15 protein-coding genes are annotated in these 15,943 nt (G+C 46.8%); 3 read left to right on the forward strand and 12 right to left on the reverse strand.

What is annotated here, in order from left to right; all coding sequences use genetic code 11:
- Nucleotides 1–175 precede the first annotated feature (175 nt).
- Together ACDE64_RS18785 and ACDE64_RS18790 are read right to left on the reverse strand one after the other, a co-directional pair.
- Entirely contained in the window at nucleotides 176–796 is a 621-nt protein-coding gene (locus ACDE64_RS18785; protein ID WP_411350339.1) for an NUDIX hydrolase, read from the reverse strand.
- A 34-nt stretch (nucleotides 797–830) separates the two neighbouring features.
- Entirely contained in the window at nucleotides 831–1,430 is a 600-nt protein-coding gene (locus ACDE64_RS18790) for a histidine phosphatase family protein (protein ID WP_411343609.1), read from the reverse strand.
- Between the two features lie 414 nt (nucleotides 1,431–1,844).
- Between ACDE64_RS18790 and asd the strand changes: the two genes are divergently transcribed.
- Nucleotides 1,845–2,681: an archaetidylserine decarboxylase gene (gene asd / locus ACDE64_RS18795; protein WP_411347855.1), complete on the forward strand. Its 837-nt coding sequence runs from the start codon at nucleotides 1,845–1,847 to the stop codon at nucleotides 2,679–2,681.
- Nucleotides 2,682–3,185: 504 nt separating this feature from the next.
- Here the strand turns inward: asd and ACDE64_RS18800 are convergent.
- On the reverse strand, nucleotides 3,186–3,971 hold the full coding sequence (locus ACDE64_RS18800) for a helix-turn-helix domain-containing protein (RefSeq protein WP_411347857.1): 786 nt from the start codon (nucleotides 3,969–3,971) through the stop codon (nucleotides 3,186–3,188).
- Between the two features lie 199 nt (nucleotides 3,972–4,170).
- Nucleotides 4,171–5,859: a PLP-dependent aminotransferase family protein gene (locus ACDE64_RS18805; RefSeq protein ID WP_411347858.1), complete on the reverse strand. Its 1,689-nt coding sequence runs from the start codon at nucleotides 5,857–5,859 to the stop codon at nucleotides 4,171–4,173.
- 247 nt (nucleotides 5,860–6,106) lie between these two features.
- Here ACDE64_RS18805 and ACDE64_RS18810 point away from each other — a divergent pair, with 247 nt between their 5' ends.
- Both ACDE64_RS18810 and ACDE64_RS18815 read left to right on the forward strand, forming a co-directional pair.
- The gene (locus ACDE64_RS18810) at nucleotides 6,107–6,739 is read left to right on the forward strand and encodes a pyridoxamine 5'-phosphate oxidase family protein (RefSeq protein ID WP_411347859.1); all 633 of its coding nucleotides are present in this window, start codon (nucleotides 6,107–6,109) and stop codon (nucleotides 6,737–6,739) included.
- Nucleotides 6,740–7,038: 299 nt separating this feature from the next.
- Nucleotides 7,039–8,337 (forward strand): aminotransferase class I/II-fold pyridoxal phosphate-dependent enzyme, encoded by a 1,299-nt coding sequence (locus tag ACDE64_RS18815; RefSeq protein ID WP_411350340.1) that lies wholly within the window; start codon nucleotides 7,039–7,041, stop codon nucleotides 8,335–8,337.
- Nucleotides 8,338–8,455: 118 nt separating this feature from the next.
- On the opposite strand, the gene ACDE64_RS18820 is transcribed toward ACDE64_RS18815, so the two are convergent.
- The 8 genes from ACDE64_RS18820 to ACDE64_RS18855 all read right to left on the reverse strand — a co-directional run bounded on the left by ACDE64_RS18820 (nucleotide 8,456) and on the right by ACDE64_RS18855 (nucleotide 15,827).
- A complete protein-coding gene (locus tag ACDE64_RS18820) occupies nucleotides 8,456–8,890 on the reverse strand; it encodes a hypothetical protein (protein ID WP_411347860.1) in 435 nt (144 codons plus the stop codon).
- A 341-nt stretch (nucleotides 8,891–9,231) separates the two neighbouring features.
- Nucleotides 9,232–9,936: an ABC transporter ATP-binding protein gene (locus ACDE64_RS18825; protein WP_411343616.1), complete on the reverse strand. Its 705-nt coding sequence runs from the start codon at nucleotides 9,934–9,936 to the stop codon at nucleotides 9,232–9,234.
- Nucleotides 9,933–10,721, reverse strand: coding sequence for an ABC transporter ATP-binding protein (locus ACDE64_RS18830; RefSeq protein ID WP_411347861.1), 789 nt, complete (start codon nucleotides 10,719–10,721; stop codon nucleotides 9,933–9,935). The genes ACDE64_RS18825 and ACDE64_RS18830 overlap by 4 nt, the downstream gene beginning before the upstream one ends.
- A gap of 103 nt (nucleotides 10,722–10,824) precedes the next feature.
- Nucleotides 10,825–11,091: a hypothetical protein gene (locus ACDE64_RS18835; protein ID WP_411343618.1), complete on the reverse strand. Its 267-nt coding sequence runs from the start codon at nucleotides 11,089–11,091 to the stop codon at nucleotides 10,825–10,827.
- Nucleotides 11,027–12,325: a branched-chain amino acid ABC transporter permease gene (locus tag ACDE64_RS18840; RefSeq protein ID WP_411343619.1), complete on the reverse strand. Its 1,299-nt coding sequence runs from the start codon at nucleotides 12,323–12,325 to the stop codon at nucleotides 11,027–11,029. The genes ACDE64_RS18835 and ACDE64_RS18840 overlap by 65 nt, the downstream gene beginning before the upstream one ends.
- Nucleotides 12,326–12,334: 9 nt before the next feature.
- A complete protein-coding gene (locus tag ACDE64_RS18845) occupies nucleotides 12,335–13,321 on the reverse strand; it encodes a branched-chain amino acid ABC transporter permease (protein WP_367063079.1) in 987 nt (328 codons plus the stop codon).
- A gap of 90 nt (nucleotides 13,322–13,411) precedes the next feature.
- Nucleotides 13,412–14,617 (reverse strand): branched-chain amino acid ABC transporter substrate-binding protein, encoded by a 1,206-nt coding sequence (locus ACDE64_RS18850; protein WP_411343620.1) that lies wholly within the window; start codon nucleotides 14,615–14,617, stop codon nucleotides 13,412–13,414.
- A 487-nt stretch (nucleotides 14,618–15,104) separates the two neighbouring features.
- Nucleotides 15,105–15,827, reverse strand: coding sequence for a HEAT repeat domain-containing protein (locus ACDE64_RS18855; protein WP_411347862.1), 723 nt, complete (start codon nucleotides 15,825–15,827; stop codon nucleotides 15,105–15,107).
- Between the last annotated feature and the right edge of the window lie 116 nt (nucleotides 15,828–15,943).

Genomic DNA, 15,943 nt, shown 5'->3' on the forward strand with positions numbered 1-15,943 from the left:
AAACAGGGTATACAGTATGATGAGCAATGAGCCACGACAACACTAACTAGACGCAAAAAAGTAGAATACCACACTATGTCTGACATAGCGGAGTATCCTACTTTTTATATAAAACTTATATAGAACATCTATTGTATCTCAATCTGACATTGTACAAATATACCATCAACATGAGTCAGTCACAGAATACTGGCAAATGCGGATTACGCAGATGCTCAAACAACATTTGAATCTGCTGTTCCGTGTTACGATCAACCGACAACGGAGGCAATGCATCTTCGGCAAAAAAGCCTACGTCCATCGTCTCCGTTGTATCGGTGGCTGCTTCGCCTCCGGTAATCTCGCATAAAATAAATAGTTTATAAATATGCCAAGGTGATGGCGGATGCTGATGGAATTTTTTATCGAGGATGCCTAGCAGACGTACCGCTCTGGCTTCGTAGCCCGATTCTTCTGCTATTTCCTTCACGACAATCTCTTTGGGGGATAATCCGATGTCTGCCCAACCGCCCGGCAGCGCCCATGCTCCGTCGATCTTCTCGCGAATAAGCAAAATGCGTTCATCCCGAAATACGACACCACGCACATCCACTTTGGGCGTTGCATAACCCGTTTCATTCGCAAACAATCCACGAATCTGTTCTGTTTCCACATCCGTATACTGTTCCATGATCTCCACACTCAGCTCACGCAATTGCTGGAAACGCTCAATATCGTACACATCGCGCGAATATTCCAGTCCCGCTTGACTGATTGCTTGTATCTGCTTCGCCCATTCCAGCCACTTTGGCTCCACCGCTACCACCCTTTCCATTTCTCTCATCCGGCACTCAGTCTGCCGGGTTTGTCTCATATGGTAACAGATGGCGCGTGCAATTGTACAATTCGCAATTCCATTGCTCTGGCTCGTCACACTGGACGACGGTGATCGACATATTTTCAAGTGCATGCCATTTCGGTTCCTGCTGCAAAATAGCATTCAGCACATGATTCAGCAGTACACCGTGACTGACGATAAGAATACGTTCATTCGGATAGCGCTGTGCCAGCTCGCTCAAGCAGCTAATGCCGCGTGCTGCGCCAGATTCGGGTGTTTCCAGTCCAAGATCTTGTTGCTTCCAGTTCTCTCCCCAGCGTTCGATGCGTTCCGCCTGCGTCGTACCTTCAATTAATCCACCGTCCAGTTCACGCAGACGCGCATCGCAGGAGATGTCCAGCTTGGCGGCTTCGGCGATTGCCTGTGCAGTCTGCTGCGCGCGAATCAGGTCGCTGGCATAGATGCGATCCCAATGCTCACCAGCGATGCGTTCGCCGAGCAAACGTGCCTGTTGCCACCCGTTTTCATTTAGAGGAATGTCCGAACTACCCTGTGCACGGCCTTCTTTGTTCCAGATTGTACTTCCATGCCGGATCAAGCCGAAAGTCGTCATAATGATGCCTCCATTCCCTGTCGTTTCTGTTGAGATTCGCTGTATTATAAAGTGACTTTTGCATGTAAAAGGTATACAATGATCTTTTGGCAAGTCTGTTTGCATGATGCGCAATGCCACGTTCTGAACAGACCTCTATTTAGTGTATCATTTTTCGTGTACACGGTCTGTCCTTTTCGCAATTGTATTCAGGACGCTGGTCTTTCATTAGATATTAGCAGTACAGTCACAGATGGAACTGGTTCATTCTGCAATTGATTTTGCAGTTTATATATGGCAATATAACGAAACGGATTAACGTTCGGCTATTCGTGTTTATACTATTCAAACACGGTGTTTTCCGAGGTGGATGGCTGACAGTCATCGTATCTCACTGTTTATCGTTGTTATTTTGGAAAGGGGTTCAATCATATCATGGCCAATACCATGTTTCGTCTGTTCACCGAGTTATCTTCACGCAAGTGGGTATCTCGACTGACAGGCAGCTTTGCCCAATCACGCGCCAGCCGCGCAATGATTCCGAAGTTTATTCAATTGTACGGAATTCCGGCTGAAGAAGCAGAGAAAAAAGTGGAAGATTATCATACACTGAACGAGTTTTTTACCCGTCGACTGCGTCCAGGCGCACGACCGATTGATACGGACTCCATGTCCATAGCCAGTCCAGTCGATGCGCTGATTACCGCGATGGGTCCGCTGAACAATGAGCTGATTCCGAATGTCAAAGGGCAGGATTACACGCTGGAAGAACTGCTGAATCATTCCCCGCGTCTGGAATCGTACCGGGACGGCTATATGTTTGTGTTATACCTCAGTCCGCGTGATTATCATCGCATCCATGCACCTGTGACCGGCAAGCAAACGGAACGCGAGCATATCGCTGGTAAAGTATATCCGGTGAATGAGAAAAGCATGGTCAACATGCGTACCGTGCTGAGCCGCAATGAGCGCCAGATTACGTATATGGCGCACCATTGTGGAGAAGTCGCTGTAGTCAAAGTCGGCGCGCTCAATGTGAGCAGCATCCGCTATGCCGATGAACAGCGCACGAGCTGGAACAAAGGCGATGAACTCGCTTATTTTGAATTTGGCTCTACTATTGTGCTGCTCATGCAAAAAGGCACCTTTACCCCTGACGAACAATTATCTATCGGTAGCCGCGTCAAAATGGGCGAAAAACTCGGTACGCTGGTCGATCTGGAAGCTACACGTCCATACCAGCGAATCAAGGAAGCCGAATTGCAAAAATAGTAACTACAGCAACCGCAATCTACAGCAGCATTGATCAATTGTTACATTTGTAAACGACAGATAAAGCCTGGACAGCATCATGTGCTGACCAGGCTTTTTGCGTAAGCTTGTAAGGTGAATCCGCGTAAGATGCGAATTCTTATACCAAAATGAAGCTGTATATAAAATAAGTACGTTTACATCATTAAGTATAAACCGTTTTCAGAACCAAGCCTCTGCTTCGGGAATACTAATCTCAAAGCGGCGCAGGCGGCTGCGGAAACTTGTTCTACCGTTTCCTTGGTTACCGTTGCTTGTACGTCCCCGGCGTCTAAAGCGCATGACTGTACCCTCCTTTCTGGATGACTGTATGTGTAATCAAGCTGTATGTGAGTGGAGTGCTACATTTAGAATGAGGTGAGATTGTGTTTACACAGCCTTTACAAATCGATATAACATGATTTGTACTTACCCCCGCATGTCAGCAATGAAACAAGCAGGCAACAAGCTAGGATCGCGCAGCAATCAGCGGATTTCGGAAGGGCTTTTGCCTGTGTATTGTTTAAATTGACGACTGAAAAAGAAAATATCGCGGTATCCGAGCGCATCTGCCACCTCTGTTACATTCATGCCTGTATATACGAGCAGATGCTCAGCTCGCTCAATACGCATACGGATAATATAGGATTGTACTGATACGCCGATCAGTTCCTTGAATTTGATCGAAAAATAGCGTGGCGACAATCCGGCACGCGCAGCCAAATCCTCCACCCGGTGCGCCAAGCTTGGGTGCTGACGGATATAGTTTGCCACTTCCTGAATCGTCTCATTCAGCTGATTGCTCACTTTACGCGGTGCAGGTTTGTGCTGCTCATCACGCAGTAGATGGATCATAAGCTGCTTGAGAATCAGACGCGCTTCCTCTTCAGCGGCAAATGCCTGCTCTAACAACAGACGAACATAACGAACGAGCATATATTCAAAATCAATCGTTTCTTCCAATATACGATAATGTACAGGCACCTGACTGACCGGTTGATCCACATCGAAGTGAATATACGTTAACACCAACGGTTTTTGCGGATTATGGGTAGCGGTCGTCTCGTCACCCGGACGGAACAGAAAACAGCTGCCTTTGCTGATCGCATACGGCTCGCCGTTCAGAATCAATTCTCCTTCTCCGCTCCATACGTAGAACAGATCGTAGTTTGGCATCGGTTTATCTCGCTTCGGCCAGCGCCATTCCGGTTCACAGAAGATTTTGGCAAAAGCCGGTTTTAATACGTAAGAAGATGGTGATAATTCCAGCATTCATGTCCCCCCTTGATTCGTTTATGTGTATTTATGAGCAGCCGGAAGATGGAGATATACGATTCTCCACGACCGGCACATTGATCATGATGCAAAAAAGTTGCTATGCGCTTATATTGCGCAAAAAGAAGGCATTCGTCAATGGCTTGCCCTGCATCACTATCAGAAAGAGGCAAATGTACATACCAATCATCCTGTATCAAACCTGCGATACGCGTTGCCATGCTAGCTGCAAACGCTGGATGCCTTCGCGAATTTGTAGTTCATCCATCTGAGCAAAACTAAAGCACACTGACGGTGGTCCCGGCGTCAATCTGGAATCTGCTGCATCCCGCCAGTAGACTTGCAATTGACGAGCTTGCTGACGAAACCATTCATATTGCTCTACCGATTGTGTCCATATACCGTAACGATGCAACCCCGAATCGGTCGGCATCCATTCAAACAGACCGTTCAATTGTTCATCCATTTGCTGCTGCAACAGATCGAATCGAGCGCGATACAGCCGAGTCATCCGCCGCAAATGGCGCATATATTCGCCGCGCATCATAAAGCGTGCCAGCGCGCGTTGTTCCAATTGCGAGGATGGCAGTGGATCGTACAGCTTTTTGGCGGCGATTAGTGCGGACGATAGACCAGGTGGCATGACCGCATAGCCGATGCGCAGACCGGAAAACATACTTTTGGAAAAGGAACCGACATAAATGACTGATTCCGACGTATCCAGCGCCTTGAGCGGCTCAATTGGACGACCACCCCAGCGAAATTCGCTATCATAATCATCCTCTACAATCCAAGCTGAATGACGATCTGCCCATTGCAGCAGCTGTTGACGCCGCGCTAACGGTAAAATCACACCGGTCGGAAACTGGCGCCCCGGCGTGACAAACAACAGCTGCGATGCCCAATCCTGCGGCAAAATCCCATGCCGATCCAGCGGTGCCGGTATAATCTGTCCACCACTAGCAATAATGGCACGGGCGATGCCATTGTAACACGGGTCTTCTAGCACAACATCATCCTGCTCGTTAATTAGCAGCTGACAGAGCAGCACAATTACTTCCATCGAACCACTGCACAACACGACCTGCTCTGGTTTTGCCTGAATGCCTCTTGTTCGTCCCAGATGAGTGCAAATCGTTTCGCGCAGACGTTCATCACCAGCGATACCAGTACTTCCTGCAAAATCAGGCGACTGCATATCGCGACTTGCTGCTGCCAGCGCCGTTTTCCATGCCGCTAATGAGCTACCAGACAGCAAAATATCCGGTGGAGCAAACGAAATAGGTGACAGATGTTCTTCTGTACACGCATGGAGATGTGTAGGTAGCAACGAATGATTCAACGATCCATGTAGGCTAGAAATCGGATTGGTCGAAGTCTGTTCTGAATTGTTGGGCTGACCTTGGATAGAAGAACGATGATCAAGATCCAACACCCGCTGTCCCCAGCGTGATAATTGTGGACGGTCAGATGGAAGATCTTCGTTTTCTTTTTCGTTTTTATTTTCTTTTGCTTTTGCTTTTGCTTTTGGATCATCGTTGTCATAAACGTGATTGGATTGTGACCATGCAGATGGCTGGTGATGCGATTGTTCGTTAGACGTACTGTTGGAATGAAGCGGGGGCAATCCCGCCAGCTCATCGGATACGTATGTGCCGCGTCCGACAGCAGATTCTACATAGCCCTCTGCCAGCAACAGATCATATGCCTCCGCTGCACTACCACGCGAAATTCCGTACACTTCCGCCAGCTTACGAGTCGAAGGCAACCGACTACCGCGTGCAAGCGTTCCATTCAAAATCCCTTCCCGCAGCGCATAATACAGCGCCAAATATTTATGCCCATGACGCTCCAATTGACGCTGATACGAGATCATAATCTCCATCGTACTGTCCCTCCTTTCGCAATCCTGTCTTAGTCTCAAACGATGATGTCAAATGCTATGTATAATTTCTATATACTATCTTTACACTTTAACCCACTAAAATTGGACTACTCGTTTTCTGGATTATTGGATCTTTTCACCTGTCACTTTTTAGCATAATCTCAAACTACATAATTGGTCAACCAATGGCAATGCGAGCTTGTACATGGCAAAGAATGTATACAATAGACAGAGGGAGAGAATACACATGCGCAGAAAAGATTTCTCGATTAAGGAGCAGCAGGAAATTGAAGAATTTTTGGAAGAAGTTAGTTTTGGATTTCTGGGAATTCCTAGCGAGGATGGATGGCCGCGAGTCGTGCCGCTGAATTTTGCGTATGGCAATGGTGTCTTTTACGTACATGGCAGTCGTGTGGGCGAGAAGATGAAGCTACTGCAACACGATAATCGGGTCAGCTTCTCGGCGGCACACGAATATGCGCTGATTCCTTCGTATTTTACAGATGCGGATATGGCATGCCCAGCGTCGTCCTTTTTCAAAAGTGTTACTGTACGCGGACATGCGGAGATCGTTACCGATCTGGATGAGAAGGCGGAAGCGTTAGGGATTTTCATGCGCAAATTGCAGCCCGAAGGCGGCTACGATCCGATCACCACCGACGATCCACGATATGTTCCACGTCTCAAAGGCGTAGCGCTGATCAAGATCGTTCCACAGGAATGGAGTGCCAAATTCAAATTTGGGCAAAATGCGCGCGACAAAGAGCGCCAGCAATTAATGACTGGCTTGCAACAGCGCGGTACCCCGGGCGATCTGGCAACGCTGGAAATGATGGAAAAGTACTGCCCAGCTCACCGCTCCGCACAAAATCCAGAATAATATTTCACCTGATCCTATACCTTTCTGTTCACATACATCGTCACTTGACTCTTGGCTATCCTATTTTCCAATATATATCGTAGGAACAAATTTTGTAGATGCGTCAGCTATGTGCTGTATAGCCAATATGTATTCACATCCTTTTCACATCTCAACGCTTAAAATTCACCGTCTGCACCGTGACACCTTCGCATCGTCAATGCTATACTATGAGACAGCGAAATCAGGCGGAAGCTCCTGAACAATCTCCATACTCTTCGCCTGGTTAATATTTAAGCAGACCCGGAAGGATGAAAAAGATGAACCCACTGGCAGTACAATTGAATGACAATTTGAAACAGGACAGTCCTTACATTTATGATATGCTGTCCGCGCTCGGCAAAGAGCTGTATTTTCCGAAGGAAGGCATTTTGAGCCAATCGGCGGAAGCGTCGAGCAAGGCGAAGAAATACAATGCCACGATCGGGATTGCGACGGAAAACGGCAAGCCGATGCATTTGAAGGTCATTCAGGACTCCTTATCCGCTTTTCAGCCAAAAGATCTGTACCCGTATGCACCACCAGCCGGCAAACCGGAATTGCGTACCGCATGGCGTGAGAAAATGATCAAGGACAATCCGTCTCTAGCCGACAAAACATTCGGTAATCCGGTAGCTACCAATGCGCTAACCCACGGTTTGAGCATTGTTGCCGATCTATTCGCCGACGTTGGCGATGCGATCATTTACCCGGACAAAAACTGGGAAAATTACGAACTGACCTTCGGCGTACGTCGCGGTTCAGAGATCGTCAATTATGAACTCTATACCGACGACATGAAATTCAATAGCGACGGACTGCGTGAAGCATTGCTGGCGCAAAAAGATAAAGGCAAAGCGATCGTCATTCTCAATTTCCCAAACAACCCGACAGGCTATACGCCAGATGTGGAAGACGGTCATCGCATTGTTGCAGCGATCAATGAAGCGGCGCTGGCAGGCATCAATGTCGTTGTCGTAACAGATGATGCGTACTTCGGATTGTTCTTTGAAGATTCGATGCACGAATCGCTGTTCGGTGAGCTGACAGGTTTGCATCCGCGTGTGCTGCCGATCAAAGTCGATGGCGCGACCAAAGAAGAATATGTATGGGGCTTCCGCGTCGGATTTATTACGTATGGCGCTCAAAGCAGTGTCGCTCTGAATGTACTGGAGCAAAAAACACTGGGTATTATCCGCTCCACGATTTCCAGCGGTGCGCATCCTTCGCAAACATTCGTACTGCACGCACTACAATCGCCGGATTTTGAAGCACAAAAAGAAGAAAAGTTCCGGATTATGAAAGGTCGTGCCAACAAGGTCAAAGATTTGCTCAATAGCGGCAAATATGACGATGTGTGGGAGTATTATCCGTTTAACTCCGGGTACTTTATGTGTCTGAGACTAAAAGATGTATCCGCTGAAGCGGTACGTCAACGTCTGCTGAGTGAGTACGAGATCGGCACGATTGCCCTGGGCGACCACGATCTGCGCGTCGCATTTTCCTGTATTGAAGAGGCGTATCTGGAAGATCTGTATAATCTGATTTACCAGGCGGTTCTGGATGTGAAGCAGGGGTAAGTTTCTCTTTTCAGTCAATATAGCAATCCATCATAATATATTCTTTATATATTCTTTGAAATTTATGTATCCAGTAGCCATCACAAGACGGCTACTGGATTTTTTTGATCAAATGTACTTACAGGTCTTCAAGATAATCGCTGGAGAATGTATATCCCGGAATTGTCGAAGAAGCAGAATATTGCTGCTTGCTCGAATCTACCCACACCTTCACATAATTCACTCCATTATTTGAGCCTTGAGTCATATTTATGATTCCCGCGTTGTTATAATATTTCCCTACAACTGCACCGAAATCGGGAGAGCCTTCACAGATAATAATAGAACCTGTCGGACTTCCATAATATCCCCACTGTCTTTCATTTAGTAGACTTCCAGTTTTAGAATCGATCACTTGTAAAGCCACGCCTTGAACAGTCATATTTTGATTTTCTGTCGTTTGTGTTGGACTAACGGCATTGGAAGCAGAAGCATACGTAGTCGTAATTCCTGTTGCGATTCCAAAGGAACAAGTAACGGCGAGCATGGATACAGCTAATTTTTTTCTAATCATAAATATTCCTCCTAATGGAATTATTTTGATTAGGTGCCATTTTACACATGATATTTCAGTAACGTCAAACAGGGCAGCAAGCACTTTTACACAAATCATAAGGCATTATAAAGCTGTCTTTGCCTGTCGTTATAGGCTTTACATCATTTTTGATTTTTGTTCAAAAAAATCTAATTTTGAAGTAATATATTGTTACTTTTACTATATTCCGATAATTTTTTCACACGAAAAAAAGAGCCATTTTAAGGGCTCTTTCTGGTTAAAATATGCACTACTTTTTATTAAACAGCTGAATACTGAATGCTTTAGATTCAACCCAATTAGTATTGATAGATTTATTATTAAGCCAAATACGCCTCTTTCACCTGATCATTTTTCAGTAACTCGCCCGCTTGATCTTGTAGCGTAATCTCGCCTGTCTGAATGACATATCCGCGATGCGCGATTTGTAGCGCTTGATACGCATTTTGTTCCACCAGCAAAATTGTCATGCCAGTCTCATTCAGCTCTTGAATGATCTCAAAAATCTGATCCACGATGACCGGTGCTAATCCCATCGACGGCTCATCCAGCAGCAGGATTTTGGGACCCATCATCAACCCGCGCGCAATCGCCAGCATCTGCTGTTCGCCGCCGCTCATCGTACCGCCGACCTGATGATACCGCTCCTTCAATCTTGGAAAATAAGCAAATGCCTTTTCGGTACGCTCTTTGATCAGACTTTTGCTTTTTACAGAGAATGCACCCATTTCCAAATTCTCTTTGACTGTTAAACGCGGGAAAATGCGGCGTCCTTCCGGCACATGAGCAATGCCGCCCTGCGCAGTCAGATGTGGCGGCTGGGCGGTTATGTTTTTACCGTTGAACCAGATTTCGCCTTTCATCTTCACCTGACCGCAGATTGATTTGAGTGTGGTTGATTTGCCTGCTCCGTTGGAGCCAATCAGGGTAACAATCTCGCCCTCGTTCACTTCGATATCGATGCCGCGCAGCGCTTGAATGGCGCCGTAATAAGCCTCGACCTGTTTCAGTTGCAGCAGACTCATTCCGCCACCACTCCTTCCTCCACCGCACTTTTACCGAGATACGCCTCGATCACTTTCGGATTGGTGCGAATATCTTCTGGACCACCTTCTGCAATTTTGACTCCGTGATCCAGTACTAGAATATGATGTGACAGCTCCATCACGAGCTTCATGTCATGCTCGATCAGAATAATGGAAATGTTCAGCTCGCTCTGGATGCGCCGGATCAATCCGGTCAGATCGGCGGTTTCACGCCGATTCATCCCAGCGGCTGGTTCGTCGAGCAATAATACTTTCGGCTTGGCTGCCAGTGCACGGGCAATTTCCAGTCGTCGTTGCGCGCCGTATGACAGACTGCTTGCTTCGGAATTGTACCATTCTGCCAGACCTACATATTCCAGCAACCGATACGCTTCTTGCTGTGAATGATGCTCTTCGTGCCGAACGCGCGGCAGATTCAGTAGCGTACCGACGACACCGGTTTTCAGATGGATATGCATGCCGACCTGTACATTTTCCAGTACGGTCATGCTGCCGAACAATCGGATATTTTGAAACGTACGGGCGATGCCTTTGCCAGTAATGCGATCCGGCTTCACATTGACGATTGATTCACCGTCTAGCTGAATACTGCCGCCGTCCGGTACGTAAATGCCCGTGATCATATTGAAAAAGGTTGTTTTGCCCGCACCATTGGGTCCGATGACTGCGGAAATCTGACCGCTTGGAAACTCAAAATCCACGCCGCCCACCGCCGTCAGCCCGCCGAATGTTTTGGTCAATCCGCTCACCTTCAGGATGCTCATTCTGCCAACCCCCTTTTTGTATATTCCTTACAGCTTCAATTCGATGATGCATACCATCGTAATCTTCCGATCTGATCCATCAGTGGCTATGCAATGTATATTTTTAGTGATGATTCGCTTCCGAGGTCGGTACAGGAACGATAACTACAGGGGTGTAGCGCGCCATGATCGAACCGGTGAGATGAATATACGCATTGCTCCAGAACGATGAACGCTTTTGAGACGATTGTTGTACCGTCTGGCTTTCGCTGAAGACATCGGATGTAGATGCTGTGTGCTGAATATTCCGTTCCAATGTATCCTGTTCATTTGGAGCTGACTTCGGTACGAATGGCAGCAGCAGGGGTTTTAGAGTTTGGATGATGGTCACCGGTAACAACCTCCTTCGGAATTTTGCGATTTTTGGCAGCGATAAGACCGTTGGGACGGAAGATCGCGACCAGAATCAAGATCATGCCGAAAATAAACCGTTGCATTTTGGATGGAGATAGCGCTGTCGGTACATTAATAATGCCTTGCATGGACAGCTGGTTGAGCCAGTTGGTCACTTCCGTTAGCACCTGCAAATTCAAGATCGTGACAAGACTCGCGCCGAGAATAACACCTGGTACACTCCCCATACCGCCGAGCACGACCATAACAAGAATCGTCGTCGATTCGATCAGCGTAAAGCTTGTCGGATCGATAAATGTCTGCTTCGCCGCGAACACTACACCCATCATCCCGGAAAAGGATGCCCCGATCGCAAAGGCGATCAGCTTGGTACGAATGAGCGGAATCCCCATCGACTGAGCAGCGATTTCATTTTCACGAACCGCTTTCCATGAACGTCCGAGTCGGGAATGCTCCAAGCGACGTACTGCGAAGATTACGATCAGCAAGATCGCAATCACGATAAAGTAAAACTGATGCGGAAACGTAAAATCAAAACCGAACAGATCTGGCGGCTGAATCGAGGATAAGCCCATCGCGCCGTTCGTGATGTTCACTGGCTTTTCCAGATTGTTAAAGATGATGCGGATAATCTCCCCAAAACCGAGAGTGACGATTGCTAAGTAATCGCCCTTGACCCGCAGTACTGGCAACCCAAGCAGAATCCCGAAGATGCCTGCCATAAAGCCGCCGAGCAAAATGAAAATCCAGAATGTACCACCGGATAGCGGAAACAGCTCACCGGAGATAAAATTGTTCGCCTGATCGGTAGCAAAGATACCGTACGTATATGCCCCAACCGCGAAAAAAGCGATAAAGCCCATATCCAGCAGACCGGCAAAGCCGACCACAATATTCAATCCCAGCGCCATCGCCACATAGATGCCGCATTGCGTCGCCACTTCCATATACGATTCATACGAAGAGCCGCCGGATGTAGCGAACGGAATGACGACCACCAGCAGCACGAGTGCGATGATCCATTTGATTCCATTCGTAAACGAGGTGTAATACAGTAACAGCAACGATCCTAGCATTAACAAAAAGGCGGTGACCGAACGATCCATTAGATAAACCGCCCCCGCCGTCACGAGTGTGAAGGCAATCAGGAGTAATCCTTGTGCCAGCTTGCTGCCACGCAGCGATGAGCGTACATTTGCCAGTTTTCCCATATGCTTCACCTACACTTTCTCTTTGACGGCTTTGCCAAACAAGCCTTCCGGTTTGAAGATCAGTACGACGATCAGAATCGCAAATGCGAATACATCCTTGTACTCTGCACCGAAATTGCCACCGGTCATAATGCCGAGGTTCGCAGAAGCAAACATCTCCAGCACACCGATTACGACACCGCCGAACATCGCGCCGCGGATATTGCCAATCCCGCCCAGTACCGCAGCAGTAAAAGCTTTTAGCCCGAGAATAAAGCCGATATACGGATCAATCGTGCCATACTGCTGTGCGAACAGAACACCTGTCGAACCGCCTAGTGCCGAACCGATAAAGAAGGTTAGCAAAATGACCTTGTTCACGTTGATCGACATCAAGGAAGCCGTCTCCCGATCCTGCGCCACGGCACGCATCGCGCCGCCCCATTTGGAACGATTGACGAAGATGTCCAGACCGATCATCAATACAATCGCTACGATAAAAATAAAAATCGTATTTGTCTTCACTGTTGCATTGCCAAACGCCGCCGACAACGACGAGAACCCGAGTGTAAAACGCCCTTCAAACAACTGCGGTACGCTGACGATATAATTGCCTGTTTTCAGCTCAGCGATAAACCGAACCACGTCCTGCAAAACGAACGAAACGCCGAATGCCGAGATGAGTGAGATCAGCTTCGGTGCCTTGCGCAGCGGACGATACGCTACACGCTCAATACCGACACCGAGTGCTCCAGTGACCATCATCGCAATAAACAGAATAAGTACATACGAGAGCCATGGCGGCATGCCGCTCGATAAGCCCATCGCCTGAAATCCGAACAGGACAGCGGTACCAACAAATGCTCCGGTCATGAAAATCTCCCCGTGCGCAAAGTTGATCAATTCCAGAATGCCATATACCATCGTGTATCCGAGTGCCACGACCGCATAGATCGCACCCAATGCCAGACCGTCAATTAGCACCTGGGGCAATGTTTGTAAAATAGTTGCGAACATGAACGTACCCCTTTCGTAAGGAATAAAACAAGAGCCAAAAGGTATGCCGTCAACCTGCACATACCTTTTGGCCGCATGCTAACTTCCGTATTATTGGCTCACTTCGGAAACAAGCTCACCCGGATAAGTGTCCCCTTTAAATTCGTAAATGTAGACTTTTGCAAAGGAGTTGTCGCCTTTGTCATCAAAGGAAACTTCGGTGGCAATCCCTTTGAAATCTTTCGTTGCACGGACTGCATCACGAACGGCTTCACGAGTTGGCAGTTCGCCTTTGCTGCTTTCAACTGTTTTCTTGATTGCATCCAGCATGATGGTCATGGAGTCGTAGGCGTAAGCGGAGTAACCTTCTGGCGCTTTGCCGAATTCTTTTTGGTAACGTCCTGCCCAATCTGTACCGCCTTCCATTTTGGCAATTTCACCGGCTACGGAGCTGTACAGTGCACCTTTGACATCGGCACCTGCAACTTCTACCAGACCGGAGGAATCCAGTGCATCGCCGCCCATGATCGGTGCGGTAATGCCTTTATCGCGTGCCTGCTTGATGATCAGACCGCCTTCCGCATACAGACCGCCGAAGAAGATAAAGTCTGGGCTTTGCGTTGCCGCAATGTTAAGTACGCCGTTGAAATCTTTCTCACCGACGGTAATGCCTTCATAACCGACGATCGTTGCACCTAGCTCCTGCGCTTTATCGCGGAATGCTTCGGCAAGACCTTGACCGTATGCCGTTTTATCCTGAATGACAAAGATCTTTTTCGCGCCGACCGTGTTCACCGCGTAATCAGCAGCTGCCGGACCCTGGAAGTCATCACGCGCTACGACGCGGTTAGCAACTTTCAGCTTGCGATCTGTAAACTCGGTTGCCGTACTGGCTGGCGAGATCATTGGAATATTGTATTTTTCATACACAACGGAAGATGGAATGGATACCCCGGAGTTCAGGTGACCGATAACGCCCAGTACGGATTGATCGGCACCGATTTGCTCAGCGTTGGCAACGCCTTTTTTCGGATCGCCCTGATCATCGTAAGGAACGAGTTCGAGGGAATAGCCCAGTTTGGTGAATTCTTCTTTGTGATCTTCGAGCGACATCTGCGCGCCGAGACGGATCGCTTCGCCCTGAATCGAGCTGCCGCCGGATAGAGGGGATTGGGTGGCAATTTTGATTACTTTGCCTCCACTGCTATCTCCTCCAGATGCGCCGGTTGTTGTTCCCGTACTACCACTGTTGCCACAACCTGCCAGCAAGCCCGTAATCAATGTTGCTACCACCAAACCATTCCATTTCCACTTCATACTTTGTAATCCCCCTCTTTAATGTAAGTTTATATAACATATAAAGATATAATAACTTGACTAAAGTATACATAGACGTCATGCATAGAGCAATCAAAACTTTTAATCCAAAACTTCATATATTGGAATATATTATGAATTAATATTTCAAAATTCCGAATATTATGCTGGATAAACGTGTTTATTTTTCGTTTTAGACGAATTTCGTATACATTCTATAAATAAATATGCATTTTCGAGTGATTTCATTCATAGTCATTTGTAGGATTATGTAGTTTTTCATAGGTTTTAGTTTAGAATTTTCTCTGTTTTAAATGTTATTTTATATAACATTTAAAATAAATATTTTCTATTGAAATGTTAAATTTTATTTATCGGCTTTATTTCTGGAATATATATGTAAAAAGCGATCTACCTAGTAGGCAGATCGCTTCGATATTTATAATGTGGCAAGCATTTTGATCATATGAATTTCCCATGTACTCATTCATTGTATATATCCTTTGATGCGAGCGATGGCTTGTTTAGCAGCTGTTTTCCCATTGGGCGATCCAATACGCACAACATCCGCAAGCCATTCCAGCGCTTGTTCATCACGATGATATCCTAGAATCTCACATGCCCGTTCTTGCACATACATATCTTCATCCTGCACATAATGATATAGTGTGTGCAATTGTTGTGCAGGAGTCAATGCCATAATGCAATACAACCATTGGCAACGTAGATCATCATCTATATCCATCTGTTGCAGTCGAGATTGAAGTTCAATGATACATTCCACATCCAATTGCATCTGTTTTTCCGCTACTGAATATTCCAAAGTTGCCGGATAATCACGTCTCCACTCACTCCACATCGCAGAAGGACGCTGTTCCCACTGCATTAGAAAAGAAGACAGGTCACAAAACATAGGAGAAATATCTGTCTCTTCATGTCGCACAGCACAAATACGATACGACAAAGGTCCCTTATAAAAGACACCTATATAATTAGACTCATCATCTGTCCATAATAGTAAGATATCGTGAAACACTTCAATTTGAGATGTGAACGTAAGCATCTCCTGAATCTCATCCAACTCCATAAAACGAATGTTACATTCATTCGGCGGCAACATAGCCAGTTGGGATCTATGCCGGTCTAGCGGCTCTATCCATTGGGGAGGTAATGAAATCGATACGGCTTCTAATATTTCGCTAATTAGCATATGTAATAACTCCTTGCTTCGGTATTCGCTTCTGTATTTGATTGTACTACAGTTATATAGAACGACTCCAATAAAGATATAGCTTGGATAACATCCAATATTCCTTCGACATACAG

Source organism: Paenibacillus sp. WLX2291, from assembly GCF_046603665.1.
Lineage (GTDB): Bacteria > Bacillota > Bacilli > Paenibacillales > Paenibacillaceae > Saccharibacillus.